Source organism: Vibrio sp. 10N.222.55.B11, assembly GCF_041473705.1.
GTDB classification, from domain to species: Bacteria; Pseudomonadota; Gammaproteobacteria; order Enterobacterales; family Vibrionaceae; genus Vibrio; species Vibrio crassostreae_C.
Genome location: NZ_JBFRST010000001.1, coordinates 28,437 through 46,928, shown reverse-complemented (window position 1 = coordinate 46,928; position 18,492 = coordinate 28,437). Strand labels below are relative to the sequence as shown.

At 41.0% G+C, this 18,492-nt stretch carries 13 protein-coding genes and 4 pseudogenes; 8 read left to right on the top strand and 9 right to left on the bottom strand.

Translation table 11 applies throughout. The features are described 5' to 3' along the window. Positions 1–55: 55 nt before the first annotated feature. Positions 56–1,399 (bottom strand): opine metallophore biosynthesis dehydrogenase, encoded by a 1,344-nt coding sequence (locus tag AB4503_RS00230; RefSeq protein ID WP_017102562.1) that lies wholly within the window; start codon positions 1,397–1,399, stop codon positions 56–58. Positions 1,400–1,739: 340 nt separating this feature from the next. On the opposite strand from AB4503_RS00230, the gene tnaA reads away from it, so the two are divergent. Beyond that, on the top strand, positions 1,740–3,155 hold the full coding sequence (tnaA, locus tag AB4503_RS00225; RefSeq protein WP_029203693.1) for a tryptophanase: 1,416 nt from the start codon (positions 1,740–1,742) through the stop codon (positions 3,153–3,155). 64 nt (positions 3,156–3,219) lie between these two features. Here tnaA and AB4503_RS00220 read toward each other — a convergent pair whose 3' ends face one another. The 3 genes and pseudogenes from AB4503_RS00220 to AB4503_RS00210 all read right to left on the bottom strand — a co-directional run bounded on the left by AB4503_RS00220 (position 3,220) and on the right by AB4503_RS00210 (position 5,419). Next, positions 3,220–3,849, bottom strand: a complete 630-nt coding sequence (locus tag AB4503_RS00220; RefSeq protein ID WP_016800058.1) for a winged helix-turn-helix domain-containing protein — start codon at positions 3,847–3,849, stop codon at positions 3,220–3,222. A gap of 144 nt (positions 3,850–3,993) precedes the next feature. Beyond that, entirely contained in the window at positions 3,994–4,170 is a 177-nt protein-coding gene (locus AB4503_RS00215; protein WP_016800056.1) for a hypothetical protein, read from the bottom strand. 543 nt (positions 4,171–4,713) lie between these two features. Then, positions 4,714–5,419: pseudogene (locus tag AB4503_RS00210) on the bottom strand (DDE-type integrase/transposase/recombinase). Between the two features lie 635 nt (positions 5,420–6,054). On the opposite strand from AB4503_RS00210, the gene AB4503_RS00205 reads away from it, so the two are divergent. Then, on the top strand, positions 6,055–6,507 hold the full coding sequence (locus AB4503_RS00205; RefSeq protein ID WP_017062578.1) for an Lrp/AsnC family transcriptional regulator: 453 nt from the start codon (positions 6,055–6,057) through the stop codon (positions 6,505–6,507). A 112-nt stretch (positions 6,508–6,619) separates the two neighbouring features. After that, positions 6,620–7,947, top strand: a pseudogene (locus AB4503_RS00200) (IS4 family transposase). 19 nt (positions 7,948–7,966) lie between these two features. Here AB4503_RS00200 and AB4503_RS00195 read toward each other — a convergent pair. After that, a complete protein-coding gene (locus AB4503_RS00195; RefSeq protein WP_371995773.1) occupies positions 7,967–9,052 on the bottom strand; it encodes a ParB family protein in 1,086 nt (361 codons plus the stop codon). Then, positions 9,052–10,251 (bottom strand): ParA family protein, encoded by a 1,200-nt coding sequence (locus AB4503_RS00190; protein ID WP_016800054.1) that lies wholly within the window; start codon positions 10,249–10,251, stop codon positions 9,052–9,054. The genes AB4503_RS00195 and AB4503_RS00190 overlap by 1 nt, the downstream gene beginning before the upstream one ends. A 238-nt stretch (positions 10,252–10,489) precedes the next feature. Between AB4503_RS00190 and AB4503_RS00185 the strand changes: the two genes are divergently transcribed. The 5 genes from AB4503_RS00185 to AB4503_RS00165 all read left to right on the top strand — a co-directional run bounded on the left by AB4503_RS00185 (position 10,490) and on the right by AB4503_RS00165 (position 16,159). Next, complete coding sequence (locus AB4503_RS00185) at positions 10,490–11,614, top strand: carbohydrate porin (RefSeq protein ID WP_017102338.1); 1,125 nt, start codon at positions 10,490–10,492, stop codon at positions 11,612–11,614. A gap of 146 nt (positions 11,615–11,760) precedes the next feature. Then, entirely contained in the window at positions 11,761–13,005 is a 1,245-nt protein-coding gene (locus tag AB4503_RS00180; RefSeq protein ID WP_017102339.1) for a DUF3440 domain-containing protein, read from the top strand. Between the two features lie 5 nt (positions 13,006–13,010). Further along, positions 13,011–13,649 carry a ParB/RepB/Spo0J family partition protein gene (locus AB4503_RS00175; protein WP_017102340.1) on the top strand — a complete coding sequence of 213 codons (639 nt, stop codon included), beginning with the start codon at positions 13,011–13,013 and terminating at the stop codon, positions 13,647–13,649. Positions 13,650–13,920: 271 nt separating this feature from the next. Beyond that, positions 13,921–14,187 carry a transposase gene (locus AB4503_RS00170; protein WP_229648116.1) on the top strand — a complete coding sequence of 89 codons (267 nt, stop codon included), beginning with the start codon at positions 13,921–13,923 and terminating at the stop codon, positions 14,185–14,187. Between the two features lie 691 nt (positions 14,188–14,878). Beyond that, complete coding sequence (locus AB4503_RS00165) at positions 14,879–16,159, top strand: aromatic amino acid transporter (RefSeq protein ID WP_029222809.1); 1,281 nt, start codon at positions 14,879–14,881, stop codon at positions 16,157–16,159. A gap of 1,232 nt (positions 16,160–17,391) precedes the next feature. On the opposite strand, the pseudogene AB4503_RS00160 reads toward AB4503_RS00165, so the two are convergent. The 3 genes and pseudogenes from AB4503_RS00160 to AB4503_RS00150 all read right to left on the bottom strand — a co-directional run. Continuing rightward, positions 17,392–17,626, bottom strand: a pseudogene (locus tag AB4503_RS00160) (type II toxin-antitoxin system RelE/ParE family toxin); the annotation flags it as partial. Further along, a pseudogene (locus tag AB4503_RS00155) lies at positions 17,617–17,850 on the bottom strand (prevent-host-death family protein); the annotation flags it as partial. The pseudogenes AB4503_RS00160 and AB4503_RS00155, both read right to left, overlap by 10 nt. Before the next feature lie 106 nt (positions 17,851–17,956). Further along, positions 17,957–18,319, bottom strand: coding sequence for a hypothetical protein (locus AB4503_RS00150; protein WP_016800046.1), 363 nt, complete (start codon positions 18,317–18,319; stop codon positions 17,957–17,959). Between the last annotated feature and the right edge of the window lie 173 nt (positions 18,320–18,492).

The following is an 18,492-nucleotide window of genomic DNA, read 5'->3' as shown; positions in this document are numbered from 1 at the left end:
TTGAAGCAAAACGCTAAAATGCGAATTAAAAGATATGTGTGTCCCCTAGTAATTACTAGGGGCTAATAGATGGGGTTGCATATTCGTAATATTCTTTTGCGCGTTGTTTTAAAGCCTGGATTAGCGTATTTGGTAGGTTTCTTTCTTTTATCCAATTTTCAAACACTTCTATTGAGGGAAATGTGACAGAAGAGATTAGGCTTGAGCTTTGAACTAAGTGGTTAAGCCAATAAAGGGTCTGTAGGTCTTCTAGAGGAGTTCTGGGGAGTAGTAGTCTTCCTTTTCTAACTTTTCCTTTGATATAAGGTTTGGCTGAAACCTCAAAGGTTTTACCTTTTGAAAACGGGTCTGGGTCTATCAGGATTGTGCTATATCGTATGTAGAGTAGATATTCCTGCTCTATCTCATCAAGCTCGTTGAAAGAGACTATTTTGTCCTTGGGGATAGTCTTTTCATGTACTCGGTGATGTTCATCATTTAGCAACTGCAGTAGATTAATCGGTTGAGCTGAGTAATGTTCAAGTAGGCGAGAAACTGATTTCCAGTGCAGTAGTAAATCCCTAATCGAACTCATGGTGATTGGCCCTTCTGGGTACAGTTTATACATGTACTTAACTTCGTCTTCCTTAGATAAAATGTGATCTAATGAAAACGTATTGATAATAAAAGCAGGGTGTACATAAGTAGCAATGTTTCTGCCTTCCACACTGAACGAGTTATCTAAAGGGATGACTTGAACATCAATTTTTTCTAAAGCGTTTCGCAAGGCGCTCAATAAACCATCATTGGATTTAGACTGGTAAATATAAACTCGTTTTTTTACTGTTTTGGTTCTGACCGTGAGGACCCTATTTTTGTCCGTCGGGTTAGAAGTAAAATAAGACGTCGCAAAGTAGCTAGAGAAGAGCATTATATTTGGAGAGGCTCCTTTCTTTTTTAACATTCCTTCTAAAATAAGACACCCACCGAGCATTGAGGACATAAGAATGATTTGTTTTAAGTTCTTTAATAAAATTTCAGAAAAGGAAGACAACACATCACAATAGGCGTGAGCTGGAGTGGCTAAAACTAACGTATCCCAAGAGGAGGGAAGGGGAGAGAGCTCTGTATAAAGTTCATTAAACTTAACTAATCCGACTAGTGTCGCTAATTGTGGTTCATTCACCTCACAACAAACAACGTATCCGTGTTGTTTGATTAATCTTTGCCTATTTTCCCACTGAGGGGAGCTTTTGCCGATGAGGGCTATTTTTTGACTAAGAGGAGCCATAATTTGGCTAGTTTGAATGCCGACCGGCCCCGCTCCAGCAACCAATGTGTTCCCTAGTATCATAATGGGCTCTCCATATTTCCATTTTCCTTCTAATTTATATGCTCTAGGTATATTTTTCATTCTCATACCACTACTTTTATAGTGCTACTTTCTAAGTCCATTGTTTATTTAATTATCTTTATTAATTAAAAAAACGGTGATGTCATTTGGTCAGGTTTTCTCATGGCTATGATGCTTTTTTAGAGGGCTTTTAGGTGTTGTTAATATGTTTATTAATATTTAATTTACGCTGAAATTAATACCAAATTTTATTTATTTGATTAATCTTTATTTAAGTTGGGAAGGAGAGGTTTGGGTGTCCGAATAATGGGCTTCTTTAGTTATTTCTAACCAACTTACCCTTAATCGTTGGAAAATGTTTGGAGAGAACCCTATGTCAGCAATTAGCAACAATCAAGAACAGCCTATGGATTCACACTATTTGCCGGAGCCGTATCGAATCCGGGTTATTGAACCAGTTAAAAGAACAACAGAACAAGAGCGAGAGCTGGCGTTAATGAAAGCGGGGTACAATCCTTTTTTGTTAGATAGCGATAAAGTGTTTATCGATTTACTGACCGATAGTGGCACCGGGGCAGTAACGCAGGCCATGCAATCCGCAATGTTGAGAGGTGATGAAGCGTACAGCGGCAGTCGAAGCTATCGGACGCTTAGCCAAACGGTAAAAGATATATTTGGCTATCAGTTTACTATCCCTACACACCAAGGACGTGGCGCTGAACAGTTGTATGTACCTGCCTTGATCAATAAGCGTGAACGAGATAAGGGGCTAGAACGAGAAAAGATGGCCGCATTTTCAAATTACTTTTTTGATACCACTCAAGGGCACACTCAAAAAAATAACTGTCGTGTGATGAATGTGCCTTCTCGTGATGCCTTTAATACTGAAGTTAAGAGAGATTTTAAAGGCAATTTTGACTTGAAAGCGCTCGCGTCTGGCATTGAAGAGATCGGGGCTAAAAATGTGCCCTATATTGTGAGTACGATTACTTGCAATTCTGCAGGTGGTCAGCCAGTTTCTCTTGCCAATTTGAAGGCTGTTTATGAGTTAGCGCAGTTTTATGATATTCCCGTAGTTATGGACTGTGCACGGTTTGCAGAGAACGCCTATTTTGTAAAGCAACGCGAAGAGGGATATGCTGAATGGAGCATTCAAGAGATAACTAGCGAAGCTTTTAAATATGCCGATATCTTTGCTATGTCAGCGAAAAAAGATGCGATGGTTCCTATTGGGGGATTGCTTGCTTTCAAAGATGAAAGCTTGTTAGATGTTCAATTAGAATGCAAAACATTATGCGTGCTATTGGAAGGCTTTCCAACCTATGGCGGGCTTGAAGGCGGTGCTATGGAGCGCCTAGCTGTCGGACTCTATGATGGGATGGAAGAAGATTGGTTAGCTTCCCGTCTTCAGCAAGTTGAATATTTAGTAAATGGTCTTGAAGCGTTAGGGGTTCGTTGCCAGCAAGCTGGCGGTCATGCTGCATTTATTGACGCAGGTGTGCTCTTACCTCATATTCCGCCGGAACAATTCCCTGGGCATGCTTTATCTTGTGAGCTTTATAAAGTGGCGGGTATTCGTGGGGCTGAAATAGGGTCCTTATTGCAAGGGTGTGACCTTGAAACTGGTGAACAACTGCCTTGTCCAGCGGAACTGTTGCGTTTAGCCATTCCCAGAGCAACCTATACGCAAGCTCACCTTGATTACATTATTGCTGCTTTTAAAGAAGTGAAAAAACGCGCCTCATCTATTTCAGGTTTGAAGTTTACTTATGAACCTAAAGTATTGAGACATTTTAACGCTACGTTAGAACCTGCACTCTAAGTTGTACCCCCCTTTGCTGTGAATAAGGGGGGATTTAGTTATTAATAACTAAATTGACGAGGTGTTAGGGGTTTATTGAAGGTTTTTTGCTTGCCTGAACTTGGGAAGAGGCGAGGATTAATTTCAGTTCATCCTTTTTTGTTAAACAGATTTGGCTTGATTGATTATTAAGGTTCACGTTAACAACTTCAAGTTCGTATCGAAAATAGAAATAACTGATTAGTAGGACCGCGAGGGTTGTTGAAGATAAGCCGATGAAAGTCCATTGGTATAATTTTAGATGATTGGTTGCTTTTTTGAGAGGACACGAAAACTTAGAGTGACGTGGTAACTTTATATCTCTCGGCGGGTCTAGTGAGGTTTCAAATTCAGGAATATGAATCTTGTAACCTTTTCTTGGGATGTTGACGATTTTGATGCTATCAAGGTCTAGAACTTTTCTTAGGTTAGTTATCGCGACTGGTAAAGAGTTAGGCCCGATGATATCTGGGCTCCCCCAAGCGGCAATAATTAACTCTTCTTTGGTTGAAATGAGTTGTTCTTTCTTAATCAGAGTTTCAAGGATACAGCTTTCAGGTAGGGTAATTGAAAATGACTTTTGATTGCTAAGCATCAATTGAGCCCCTGATTCATCCCTGTGTAATATACAATTACCTATAGGTAATTGTAGGTTTTCGAGATGCGCTTTTAACATAGTGTTTCTCCATATTTCTAGAGAGCGATGGTTAAGACAGTTAGTTTTTCTAGTGCTTTATATAATGGCTCATTTTTTGAATACTATTTACAAAATTTTGAATAAATTTGAAGTTAAACGAAATATTAGTTAAGGCGTTTTGTTTCATATGAAGCTAAAGGTCAGCTCTTTTCCTCCTTTGTCGTTTAGGTAAAACTGCATCCAACGCCAGTCCTTCTCCTTACAGGCCTTAAAAGTGCAGTGGATATTTTTTCCTTTAACAATATCGTTATCGCAGAAATCTATAAATGATTGAAAAGAGCGGCAGATCAGTGTTTCCATATTAGTAGTCCTTTTGAAAATTTATTCATATACACATCTCTAATTTATCTGTGTAGATGAATGAATTTTAATAAAAAATGATTATTAATAATTTTAGATTACCCATTTGGCAATGGCTAAAATTTAGGCCATTCCTCATAGGATTTTTTTGATAATTTATAAATAAATTATCAAAAAAATCATCTATTTATAGTGATATTTTAGTTTTTTAAAACTGGGGTTTTGGAGGGTTAAACAACAATAAATTTTTGACTAATACTCTCATTCTTCCTGTTTTATATAGTTGCTTCTTCTCTGTCTACGAGATCCCTTGAGCCTGTTATTTTGCTTTTATTCCTCAATTCGTTACGAAAGAATCGGAACTCTTAATCGAGCTGCAGCTATTCATTTTTTGGTGTACTTACTAATCTAATGTTTAGTAGTACAGATTTCATTGCGTTTTGGGGGCGTCTAGCTTGAACTTGGGTCACTAAAAAATAAAATAGGTTAGCTTATGGTCTTTGATGGTCGGCGGAATATTGATTGTTCTAGGGGGTGTAGTGGTCAAAAGTACAGGACACTGGCTGAAGGGCCATTAACTGGTGACAACCCATCATTTTCTTGAGGGCGTTGCCGATTGTAAGGACTCATCAGGTAATAGCCGTTGTCTTTCTTGTCCTGAGCTTGTTCCAGGTAGCTTGTTTCTGGTACCCACTCGGCTTTCAAGCTTCTAAATAACCTTCTATGGGAGTGTTTTCCCAACAATTACCACGAAGGCTCATGCTTTGAGTTGTCCTGGCATCCTTGATATTAATAGAACATCATGTTCTTCGCCGCCCCCGTTTCTTCTAAGCCAGCCCTAAAGTTTTAGATGCTAATTCAGCATTGGACTTATCTGATAAAGGCCAGCCCACAACGCGTCGACTAAATAGGTCAAGCACTACTGCTAAGTAGGCCCACTTCGAACCAGACCTAAGATAAGTAATATCGCCGCACCAAACACTATTTGGAGTACGGATTTTTCTCGTTCTAATCGGTTAATATGGGCTTCTAACTCTTGGATTTTCTTTTACTCAGACGTGAGGGCTTTGGTCGTTGGAGTAACCCTACCTTGCTCAATTTTGAGTTATTCGACCCAGTGTCGTAAAGCTGTTTCACGTATTCCATAGAGCTAGCTGCTTCAGGGATGGAGTCCCCTTGGTCAAGAACCAAGCTTGCAGCATATATTTTTGAATTCAGTAGAAAATGTACGTCTTTGTCGTTTTGCCATTGAACCCCTCATTTATGAGGTCCGGGATCAGGATGCCACTACAGGAGAGAGCCTTTTGGACGTGAGAAGAATTAAGCCTTATCATTATTTATTAATAATAAATTAATGGTCTTTATATTTGGCTAAGATAATAATTCGATTGTTAGGTTCACCTAGAATCAAACACTCTGCACTTAGCCAATTTTTGGGTTATAAGGATGAAGTTACCCTAGGTCAAATAGAATAAGGAAGGAAGTTTCCCAAGCCAACTTGTTCTTGATGGTTTAGTCGCTTGTAGTCATCCTATTTTTTCGATTTGGCGATAGAGGGAGGTGACAAACAAGTGGTTAATTAAAATGATGGAGGTACTTCATCGGCGGGGGGGGGGTAGAGTTTGACGAGGCCAAACTCATTGTAGGGCTTAGTTTTTACTGATTTGGAGACCATTTTCTTTGCATCATCAGTGAGTATTCTATCTTTAGTCTTCCATTATCCTTTCCGCAAGTGCGTTCTGATAAGAGTCATAATTGTATTTGTAACTCTCTAATTTCATGTTGGATATGTGTCAACCTTATTTAGGACGGGTTAGGTGAAAGATAAAGGCTCTAATTTGAGAGAAATACAAATATAATAATAATTCAGAAAAGGCAGAACACATGATGTCCAACATTAGTTTACAAGGCTTAGACAAACTAGATCGTAAAATTCTTTCGAATCTACTCTCCAATGGGCGAGAATCGATTGCTAATCTTTCTCGCAACATCGGCTTGTCGCGAACAGCAGTCGCTGAACGTATCAACAGACTTGAAAAAACCGGTATTATCAAAGGGTATACGGCACAAATAAGAGTAGAAAATGACGGGAGAAAAGCGGCAAGTTATTTGCTGATTTCTTGTGAAAAAGGTAAGAAAAATGATGTAAGTAATGCGTTAAAAGAACTACCTGAAGTCAGACTTACAAGCATTGTTGGTGGTACCTACGACATTATTTCTTTGATTGAAGCACCTGACCTGCAATCAATACACCATTTATGTAATGAGATAGAGTCGTTCAATGGCATTCGCTCTCTCAATACAACAGTAGTGCTACACCAACCAATCAGTCGTTAAAAAGAAAGCCGCTCTTATGAGTAATGCCGATCAGTTAAAGCCAAAGTGATCGGTTGAACGATCCTCCAGAGCTGTCAAAATCCAAGTGTATTTAATGCACTTGGATTTTTTTATGGATGTTTCTCAAGCTCTAAACATAATTAATGATTGGAAACCTAGCAACATTGAAACTTTGTCTGACTTGCTTCCAATTGAACTCATCGACGAATCTTATTCTCTTACTGATACCGTCACGATGAGAAAGAGAAAGTTAACTCTAGAATCCATGGTGTGGCTGCTTGTTGGAATGGCCATCTATAACAATAAGTCCATGAAAGATTTAGTTAACCAACTTGATATTGTACGACCGTACAGGTAAAGCTTTTGTCGCACCAAGTGCGTTGACTCAACGTCGAAAGACGTTGGGTGAAGACGCAATAAAAGCGGTCTTTGAGCGAATGACTACGTCATGGTTGAAAAGCGCACAGTTACCCTAGTGGAATGGGTTAACGCTTCTTGGTGTCGATGGCGTTGTTTGGCGAACGCCCGATAACCCGCAAAATGAAAATGCATTTTCTCGACAAAAAGGGACACAATATCCGCAAGTGAGAATGGTCTGCCAAATGGAACTAAGCAGTCACATTATCACGGCAAGTGCCTTTGATAATTACAATACAAACGAAATGGTATTAGCTGAAAAATTGATAGAAACAACACCAAACCATAGCGTGACAATGTTCGATAAGGGGTTCTATTCTTTAGGCTTATTACATAAATGGCAAGACTCTGGCTCAGAGCGTCATTGGCTTATCCCCCTCAAGAAAAATACACAATATGACATTGTTCAATCTTTAGGGCGAAATGACAAACTTGTTCAATTACACAGTAACCCAAGGGCTAGAAAGCTATGGCCTGATTTACCAAAGTCGATAACCGCTCGACTTGTCACTCGTAAAATTAAAGGAAAAGACTACCAAGTATTAACCTCCATGACGGACTCCCTGCGTTACCCATCAAAAGATATTGCAGGCCTTTATGAACATCGTTGGGAAATAGAGCTAGGCTACCGAGAGCAAAAACAATACATGCTTGGAAACCGTCTTACGCTGCGAAGTCGTTTACCAGAGCTGGTCAAGCAGGAGTTATGGGGCATCTTGCTTACTTACAATTTAATCCGATATCAGATGGTCGAGCTCTGCTTCAATTTAAAGGGAAATTACCTTCCTTATCAACTGAGTTTTAACGGCACATTAGCTCATGTATCGGCGTTACTTGTAGGCTTACCTTACTCAACACCAGGAGCAATACCTCGTCAGTTAAAGGGGTTTCACAACATGGCTGAAAGCTTAATACTTGAAGGGCGAAGGGAAAGAACATTCCCTAGAACAGTTAAGCCTAGACCACAGCCGGTATGCTAAGAACAAAAATGCCGTTCACTCACAAGTGAACGGCATTACCTAATTTGAGAGCCTTTATCTTTTTATAAAGTTGATTGGTGGTGTTTACCTAACACTGATTGGATAGCTTTATCGAGTTCAGCTTGGACATCCTTTGATAAGCGACCAAATTCATACGAAAAGTTTCGACCTTTAACACGCTTACGAGCAAACATACCTTTACTGTCGAACTCTGCTAGAGGAGTAATGACAGCTTTGTCTAATTCTTGCTTGGCTTCAACGATCTTTAACTCAACTTTAATGTAAGCAATCAGAGCGTCTTTAGCGTCTTCTTGGCTCTGCTCAGCCTGAGCGTTGACAGCATTATCGGCTATTTTTTTAATGAAGCTGCTCAAGGCTTTCTTGTCATCGGCGAACGCTTTCATCACCTTAGCCAAGAGGGAGTAATCAGCATGAGACAAGTCGTTAACGACAGGGAATAGGGCAATCAGCTTACTGTCAATACTGGCTGCTTTCAGCGCTCGACCTACCGCTTGACGGCTAATATTTAAGATTTTTGCCGCATCTTCTTGAGTTAGCTCACCGTTCTTCATCAGAGTTTGACATTGCAAACCAATTTCACGCTGGTTGTGCTCTTTGGCGGTTTGCAGCTGCTTAGCCAGCGCTTTGGCATCGGTGGTAGAAAGCTCGTTTTGAGTGACTAGAATTCGGAATGTTTTTACACGACCTTCTTGAAATAAAAACCAAGCACGACGGCGAGAGCCATCAAGAATATCAATGCGACCATTAATTTCTCGGCCAACGGCTGGATAGAACTGCTGAAACTCTAACGAGTTCAAATCTTCCAATGATTCTTTGGTTAACAGAGACTGGTCACGACCATTAACATCAAAGGTCACAAATGAGTTCTGCTTAACTTGTTCGTGTGACAGTGTAACTTCATTGAAAATGGCAGTTGAACCAGAAGCTAATTGCCAAACCATTTTCTGGCCAACAGACTCTAATCCAAACTTAGTTCTAAGGTAGTCTTCAGCGTTTTGCCCGCTTTTCTCTAGCTCGGTGCTGAGTTGACTTGTTAGAGTGTCTAAATTTGCTTTGGCCGCTGATTGCTGCGCTTGAGCTGAACCAGGAGCATTGCCTAAAGGGCTCCCGCCACGTTTCTTCGCCATTATTTGTTCTCCTGTTCACGCCAAACGTTCAGAATATCGCGCAAGATCTGACTTGTAACTTCATAGCTGTTTTGTTGCGCGCTTTGGAAAGTTGCTTTGCTTTTCGGGTATTCACTTTTCGACATATCAAACACCGTCGAGAGTAGGGAAGATGACTGACGAACGGCCTCACTATGCTTAAACTCTTTTGAGTACAAGTAAGGAGAGAAGTTGTCGTACAGGTTGTTCATTAATTCGGTAGTGGTTGAGCTATCACGATGGTTAGTCAGTAAGATCTTCATGAAGTCGTAGCCTTCATGGTTGGCGTTCTCTAACAGGGCCCACACCTGAGGAATGTAGCTGAAGTAAGAGCAGGTAGCATCAATGTCGTTTTCGGTAATCGACAATGGGAAGACCACATTCGTTGCGGCAAAATACGCATTGAAGGTTGCATAACCTAGTGAAGGAGGGGTGTCGATAATAATGATATCAAACTCATCTTTTACACTATCGATGATGTCTTTAAGTAGTGAATAAGGTGAATTTAAGGTTTGACTGAATACTTGCTCATGAAACCAGCCTTCCATCGCTCGGTCACTTTGCGCGGCAGGCAAAATGCGCAGGTTTGGAATGGTAGTTTCAAGAAAGGCTTCAGAGATGACTTGATCAACGGTTTCGCCTTCATCGAGGTCGAACGTTTTCATCATCAAGTCACCAACAGACAAGTTACCTTCTTGCTCGGCTTCGGGCGCGTAGTACATCGATAGCGTGGCTTGGCCATCCATATCGATTAGACCAACACGATACTCTTGATGAAACTCGGTCGCTAAACCTGATGCGATAGTCGCGGCAGAAACGGTTTTACCAACACCGCCTTTTTGGTTCTGGATAACCATCACTTGCGCCTTTTGCTGCTCACTGCGTATGAACTTAGCGTCTTTACGTAGATTATCTGGTAGTAAGTTACGTACCTTGTACATTTCCGCGATATCGATCGACCATTGTGAGTCTTCATGACGACGGGGATCTATCGCAGCGGCGGTAACATACCGATCAAGCGTTTTTGCATCAATGCCAAGGTAGGCCGAGGCTTCTGCTCGGGTAAAGTTACGCAGCTCTTTGCGATGATTGGCCAGTAAACGTTGATTACGACGCTGAATGTAAGCGTCTGCACCGATTTTAAGCGCTTGAAATGTGTTTGTAGTGTTTTGATTATCCATTTCTGCCTCCGGGTAGGGATAAGAAATAGTATATACCTCAATTTTTGATGTTGGTATAAAAAATTGAGGTGTTTTCGATTTTAAATAAATGATTGTGACAGGTTGATAAAGGAGAGCGCTTAAATTACCTATTAATTACGAGTATTCATTTTTCAAATCCCTCTTAATAACTCCTGACTAACAATGAAAGTTGAGCTGAGTCGTACAACTTCGATGAAAAAAAAAGGAAGTTATTGATATGATTGAGAATGTAGCATTTACGAAAAAGACTAAGCGTTTTTGGCTAACGCTTGTGGGATCGGTTGTGTTTGTTACGCCAACGTTGATTCATGCGGCTGAAGACCAGGATTTAAAGGGAGCTGTGGATTATTATGTTTTTGGTTTAACGTCCAGTGAGAGCTTGCCGAACAAAGACAGCAGTGCGGCAGCTGGTATTGCACGGATTACATTGAATTGGCGAGCTTACCAAAAAGAGAGTGATACCGGAGCTTTGCAGCTGAGGGTTGATCATAAGCACGGTTATACAGAGAGTACGCCCTCTGAATTTGTCATGGAGAATGTCGGAGGGTTTGGTGTAATCCAACCAGCTTTTAGTGATATAGGTTTAAGGTTAACGAATCTTTATTGGACACAAACCTTTAATAAACAATCTACTGATATGATGGTTGGTTTTTTAGATGCAACTGATTATGTTGATACTTATCAGTTGGGTAACCCTTACTATGGTTTTTCTAACTTACAGTTTAGTACCGGTTCCGGTTCTATCCCAATCCCAGATGAATCAACATTCGGCGGCGTTCTACGCCATATGATGTCGGAAAACTATTATTTTTATGCAAGTTTCTCTGATGCAAAAGCTGATTCGACTAAGCCTTTCGATGGTGTTGAACAGTTCATCAATGATAATCAATATTTTAAGTCCCTAGAAATAGGTTGGGTGGAGTCGAAAGACGATTTTTATTTGAAGAATTCACACCTAACAGTTTGGCACAGTGATGGAAAAGAGAAAGCTAGCGAAAACTATGGCGCAAATTGGTCGTCCATATATAAAACCGGCTCATGGATACCATTTTTCAGAGCCGGTGTCGCGCAAGGACCTGAGGCTCTATACAAATCTTCGGTCGTGTTTGGTACTGGGTATGAGGCAGGACCTGGCATGCTAGGCATCGCCTTGGGTTGGGCTAAGCCCAACTCTGCTAATGTAGCTGATGACTCTTACAACTCTGAAATCTATTACCGAATGAACTGGGGTGCGCTCTCGTTAACTCCTAATGTTCAATATCTTTATTCTTTACCGAAGAACTCAGAAGCTGATGACAGTTGGATTATTGGTTTAAGAGGTAATCTTCACTTTAGTTTCTAGTCTCTCAAAGCTCTCCCGAGCTTGAAATTCGGAAGAGCTTTTCTTCAATATTGCCCTTATAAATAAATTAATTATTAATAATTAATTTATAAAAAATGCAAAAGTTATTTATTTTTATTTGAGTAGTTAATGACATTGTGGAAATCATGATTGCCAATAAAAAAAGAAGAGAAGGCGATTTCTCTCGAGATAAAATTCAGCAAAAATACAATGTGCTTGAAGGCGCTCGACAAAGAATTTGCTATCTTTTCGACAACTTTAACCATTTCTATGTTTCCTTCTCTGGAGGGAAAGACTCTGGCGTCCTTTTAAATCTGACTATTCAAGAAGCGAAAAAGCGTGGTCGATTACCTGTCGATGTACTCATCGTGGACTTTGAAGCTCAGTATCATGAAACTCATGCCTTCATTGAGCGCATGGTACTGGACGGAGAAATTAACCCCTATTGGGTTTGTTTACCGCTCAGCTTAAGGAATTCAATCTCACAGTTTCAGCCTAAATGGCTTTGTTGGGATCCTGCTAAAGAAGCGCAATGGGTCAGGGACCGACCACCGCATAAAGGCGTGATTTCAAACCCGGATGTATTCCCTTTTTTCCAAAACGGGATGGAGTTTGAAGACTTTGTTTTTAAGTTTGCTCATTGGTACCAAAAGGAAAGGGGTGAGCCAATCGCTGTGTTAATCGGTATACGTGCTGATGAATCTTTACATCGCTTCAATACCATTAAAAATAGGTCCAAAAAAAAATTTTCAGATAAATATTGGACGACTAAAATGCAGCCAAATGTGTATATGGCTTATCCCTTATACGATTGGAAAACTAAAGATATTTGGGTTGCGAATTACCGCTTTAGTTGGGATTACAACCGTATTTACGACTTAATGCATAAGGCCGGCGTCCCTCTTTCACAGCAGCGGCTTTGCCAACCTTTTGGCGATGAGCAAAGAAAAGGGCTGTGGCTATATCAAATATTAGAACCTGATACCTGGCAAAAATTAGTTGCCAGAGTAGAAGGATGTAACTTTGGTGCTCGATACTCAAAAAGTCAGGGGCGTATCCTTGGTTATTATCGCTTTGAATTACCACCGGGGCTTAGCTACCGGCAATACAGTAAATACCTTCTGAAAACCATGCCGCCACATGTAGAAAAACATTACCGAGACCGAATTTTTAAGTTCTTACAGTGGTGGCGTAAAAACGGTCCTCAAAAAGGAGTGACCTGCATCCCTGATTACGCAGAGAGTAAATTGGAATCTAGGAAGCAAGTTCCTAGTTGGAGAAGAATTTGTAAAGTACTGATTAAAAATGACTATTGGTGCCGAGGACTCTCTTTTGGGTACAACAAGTCCTTAGCAAAACAATACCATGCCCTCTATGGAGAAGAAGAGTGATACGAATGGAAAGTGAACCTACTCTAGCTTATCAGCATCGCACCAAGAAGCCGTTGAAATCTATCAATAACACGGACAAACAAGTCATTGATAAGGTCGCAATTTACAATAAAGCAGCCAAAGTACTCATCGAGCTTATTCCTGATTTACCGCCAGCTTGTCATGTTGAAATGATCCCACTTGATGAAATAGAAGCTAATCAATACAACCCAAATAAAATGGCGCCTCCAGAAAGCAAACTCCTAAAAACGTCGATGGAGAAAAATGGTTTAACTATGCCTATTTTGGTTAATCGTTTGAATACTTCGGTCAAAAAATACGTTGTCATCGATGGGTTTCATCGTTATCAATTATTATTGAACCACCCAGAGCTGCAAACCCTAACGGGGTACATCCCCGCGGTGGTCCTTAATTTGCCTGAAGAAAATTGCATATCGACTTCTGTTCGCCATAACCTGGCGCGTGGCTCACACCAAGTTGAACTGATTGCAGATCTGATTATTCAACTCAAAGAGATGGGATGGGCAAATCATAAAATTTGTTACGAATTGGGAATGGATAAAGATGAAGTTCTACGATTACAGCAAGTCACAGGCCTCGCTGCTGCCTTTAAAGATCAAGAATTTTCACAGTCCTGGGAGTAATTGATTTTTTAGCAATCACGCCGTAAACCCTCGCCAGCTCTGAGGGCGGGGAGATAAGGCGAAAGTGCGATAGCACTTTAAGATAGACAGCCCGAAGCAGTTGATATACGACTGTTCATGAATACAGTTAAGGATTTTGAGTGTTAAGAGCAACTAAGGCACGCATTTACCCAACGTAAGAGCAATCTGAGTTTTTAATAGCTCAGTTTGGCGTTGTGCGAACCACAAAGCTCTACATTTAAAGTCGCATATGTACCGCAAGCTTCCGAAAATGAAACCTGTAGAGGCGAACATTCACCGTGAAATTGTAGGTAAAGTTAAAAGTATTACTGTCAGGTTGAGTAAAACAGGTAAGTTCTACGCATCTATCCTTGTTGATGATGGAGTGGAAGCGCCTAGTTTGCTTCATACAGTGAGTAAGGTGACAGGTATTGATCTTGGTCTGTCTCACTTTACTATTGAATCGAACGGCAGAAAGACAGCTAACCCCAGATTTATAAAGCGTGCTGAGAAGAACCTCAGACGTAAGCAGAAGTAGTTATCTCGTAAAGCTAGATTGCTATTAGCTAAATGCGATGAAAAAGTCGCTAACGCTCGCGCTGATTTTCAACACAAACTCTCTCGAACTCTCGTAGACAAAAACCACGCTGACCCCCCAAAAGATAGACGTTATTCTGTTAAGTGTAAGTGGTCAACATTTCGGACACTGATTTAAGCCTATTTTCGGCATTTACTGGCGACAGCCCATGAGTTGCGTGCTGAGGCCGAGGCCGATTGTAGTAACTCATCAAGTAATAGCTCATATCTTTCCTTGCCTGAAATTGTGGCATCAGGCTTATCTGATAAAGACCATTCCACAACGCGTCGGCTTAAGTAGGTCTACTTCGAACCAGACCCAATCTAAGTAAGATCATCGCGTCTAGCCTCTCCAATTTTGCATGTTTATATCGATGCGAACCTGGCTGATTACTCATTAACCAGCTTCACGCATTCTCTGACGAACCTTAAATCCCCCCCGATTTTGACACCTTCTGCACTCAACATCGAAACAATATTTTTTAGTTAGGTTAACTAGGTAGAAATATTAGGCTAATTTAGAATTTAATTAATATGTCATTCCTAAAATTAAGTTCTAGATTCTAGGTTCTAGCGCTTTTTTGTGCCTCCTAGCTTGTAAGGGGAGCAGTCTAAAAGAGCAATTGAACTAAAGAAAAGAAAGGTATTTATTTATGTCTAGTATGAAACAGGTAAGGAGCACAACCCCGCCTTCAATGATTGGAGGAGCCTGTATTGTCGCTTGTATTTGCGTCGGCGCTGGTATGCTTGGACTTCCCGCTGCAGGGGCTGGGGTCTGGACCATCGGTGCTTTAATGGCTTTGCTCTTCACTATGCTCATTATGACAACCAGTGGTTGTCTGTTACTCGAAGTTTTAAAAGATTATCCATACAGGTCGTCTTTTTCTTCCATCACAAAAGATTTGTTAGGAAAAGAGGTTAATTTTTTTAATAACTTAATGATCTACTTTGTGGGAGGGATTTTACTGTACGCTTACATCACTTCATCTGGACTGATCATTAAGGAGTACTTTGGCCTTTCCCCTAAACTAGCTTCTATCCTTTTTGTGCTTATCTTTTCTGGACTAGTTTGGCATTCAACAAAAACAGTTGACCGCATTTCCATGGTGTTGATGCTATTTATGATTATCAGCTTTATTTTTGGGACTGCTGGCCTTTGGTTTAATGTTAATCTTGTTACTTTGTTGGATACTGCTCACTTAAAGTTTGAGTATGCGCAATACGTATGGGGGTTTTTCCCTATTGCTTTAACTTCATTTGGATACCAGCACAGCGTCTCCACTCTGCGAGACTACTACCTTGATGAAAGGCTCGCACAAAGGGCGATTGTAGGCGGAACGCTCATGGCGTTCTTTATCTACACCATTTGGCTATTAAGTATCTATGGTAATTTACCAAGAATTAGCTTCGGCCCTATAATTGCAGAAGGTGGAAATATAGACATCTTACTCATCAGCTTAAAAGCAGTGTTGGCTGAAGAAACCCTATCAAATGTCATTAGTGCTTTTTCAGCGGCGGCCATTTTGTCGAGTTTTATTGGGGTAGGGTTGGGTGTGTTTGATTTTTTGGCCGATCTTTTTCAATTTGATGCTACCTCCAAAGGAAGAACCAAGACCTGGGCGGTTACATTTATTCCGCCTCTTATTTTTTCTCTTCTTTTTCCTTTTGGTTTTCTTAGCGCAATTGGTTATGCAGCGTCTGCCGCTGCGATTTGGGCATGTATCGTACCGGCATTGTTAGTAAGGAAATCGAGACTACAAAGACCAGCGTTTAACAACCTTGAAGAGAGTGAAGAAGATCAGAAAAAATCGAAGGCTTACCAAGTGCCTGGAGGAGAGTTGGTGTTGGTTGGTGTGTTTATCTACGGTGTGAGCATCATCGTTATCAACGTACTAGTCCTGTTCGAAGCGCTGCCCGTTTTTGACGGCGTCTAGCCTTATTAATTTTAAAATTACCCATCCAAAAGATTCAAATCACGGTCAAGGACGAGCAACCCGAGCGCTGAGGGGCGTGGTTATTTGCCGATCGAGCCCTATTAGGACGGTTTTAAAATAAACTCTAGCGGCAAAATCTTGGGTTCCGAGTAAATTTAAATAAAGTAAGCATGAACAAGAAGGATTAGTGATGAAAGTGAGTGTCTATATCGATCAAGTGTTGTTCAAACAAGCACTCAGAGCCGCCAAAAGCTCTGGACTGACCCCGTCCCAAACCATTGCCCATTGGGCGGCAATGGGTCAATTCATGGAAACCAAATCCCTCGGATCGCTGAGGCTCATACAGAGTGGCCCTAGAAAGAAGTAAATTTCCAGCGTTTTCATCGCTCTGGCGAAACCTTGGAGCCCCAGTAAACATCGTTAATAAAGACATTGAAAAGCCGAGCCAGCCCTCGGCCTTTCGATAGCGTTGCCGACGGAACTTGAATGTTCCGTACACAGATGGCCAGAGAAGAATGGCTCTTATGGATGTTTGAAATTCTTGAGAACCAAGTGATAGACAGAAACTCTGAAGCGCCGGCGGATTGCGTGGTGATTTCTGGCGCAATTTTACTCGACGTCCAAAAGAAATGAAGCGTTGGGAAGTATGAATAGAACTCCCCATGCTCCTTGGTGAGCGCAGTTAATTCGGGGACGGTTAGCTTTGCTAAATCCTTGCAATAACGGTCATATTGTCTACCAACACTGTCATTTTTCTCGCACCATCTTGTTGTCGAAAATTTGCATAATGTCCGTCCATCGGGGCATTCTACTCTAGCGCTTGAATGCTTTTTGCGTAAGACCGCACCACATTATATTTCATCTCATTAACGGTATAATTGAGTTTTTTAAAATCCAAACTTGGGGAAGAACTAAAATACTTACCGTTTGTGTCGCCAAGTTAAGCCTTCTATCACTTTAAGCAATCGCTTTTCGTATTGTTCCGCTCCGTCTCATTAAGTGAGCAACACATTTTCAGCGGTGGTGTTCGTGATAGTTAATAACGGGCTGATGAGCCTCTGGGCCTCAACAGAAAACGTCACTTTGCCTTGTTTTATAACGATAATTTTTCCCGTCTCAGCCGTATAGCCGTGGGGTCGTTCATTAAGGTAAACTGATCACGGTCGAGTACTTCAAGAGCGTCTTGAGACGTTTTTAGTTCAACGGTTAGTTCAGCTGAACTAAAGATGCACACCTTTAGCTTGGTAAAAAACACGGCAAGGATTAACCACGAATTCACGAGAATTGAGGTGTTTAAGATCAGGAGGAAGACGCCCCGCCCAGACTCGGGAAATTAGCTGAGGCGTTCGACTCTTTCGAAGATGTTTTGAACGAGTTGTTTGGCAGCGAGCAGGTTTTCAAGGGCAATGTATTCCGCGAATTATTGAGAGTCGATAACGCGGGCTCACTCCAAATCCCTTCAGCCATTTTGACATTTTTCCTTGCTTCATCAGGACCCAGTGCTTTGCCTTTGAGATTGCGAGTTCACCGCCAGCAAGCCCTTCGAGAATAGCCAAACGGTTTTGCATAAACTGGTGTCCACATCAACCAGATACGTAGAGGGGGTCCCATGTTCGGTGAACAGCACTGGCTAGGTCTGTGAGGGTTTTGGTCGCTTGACGCTTAAGGGAAGTAATAAGCTCGACTTTCATGAGAAGGACTCCAACAGAAGACTCAAGTGATACTATTGAATCACTTGAGTCTAGTAAGTTTAGTGGAGAGAAATGCAAAGCGTTGGGAGTTACACTAAACAGTTTGTTATGCCTTTAATTGATAGGTCGCCTTTGAGGTGTATTCTGCCACACCTAAAATGCTAAAAACCCCGCCTATTGTTGTAAAATTGCACGCCCCTTCTTTTGCACAAGCAGAGAGGTTTTTATTAAACCAAGCTCTCGTAAAATAACCCGATTCTTTTAAATGTACGTAAGCGAACTGGAATTCAGAGAGAGTCACTCCTTTTTCATAGAAAGACGCTTTTTTAGAATGAGAGGGAATACGATAGATTAACGCCTCTTCACCTCTTCGTATGCCGAGACCTTTGATTACAAAGTCAGTTTTCATTTCTGGTTTTTGAATAACTCGACCTACTTCTTTAGCCAGTTCTCGGATGACCTTTTCCATTTTTCCTCCTGAGGTATAGATGGCCTTGTTAGGTGTCTTATTTTCGATGTTTTAGTAGTTCTACAACATGCTCTTTAATTTTGCTATCGCAAGGAAGTTGAGCACAGTACCTTCTTGAAACCAATAGAAGGTACTATCTAAGTTTGATTTTAAGGAATCAATTTGCTCAGTAG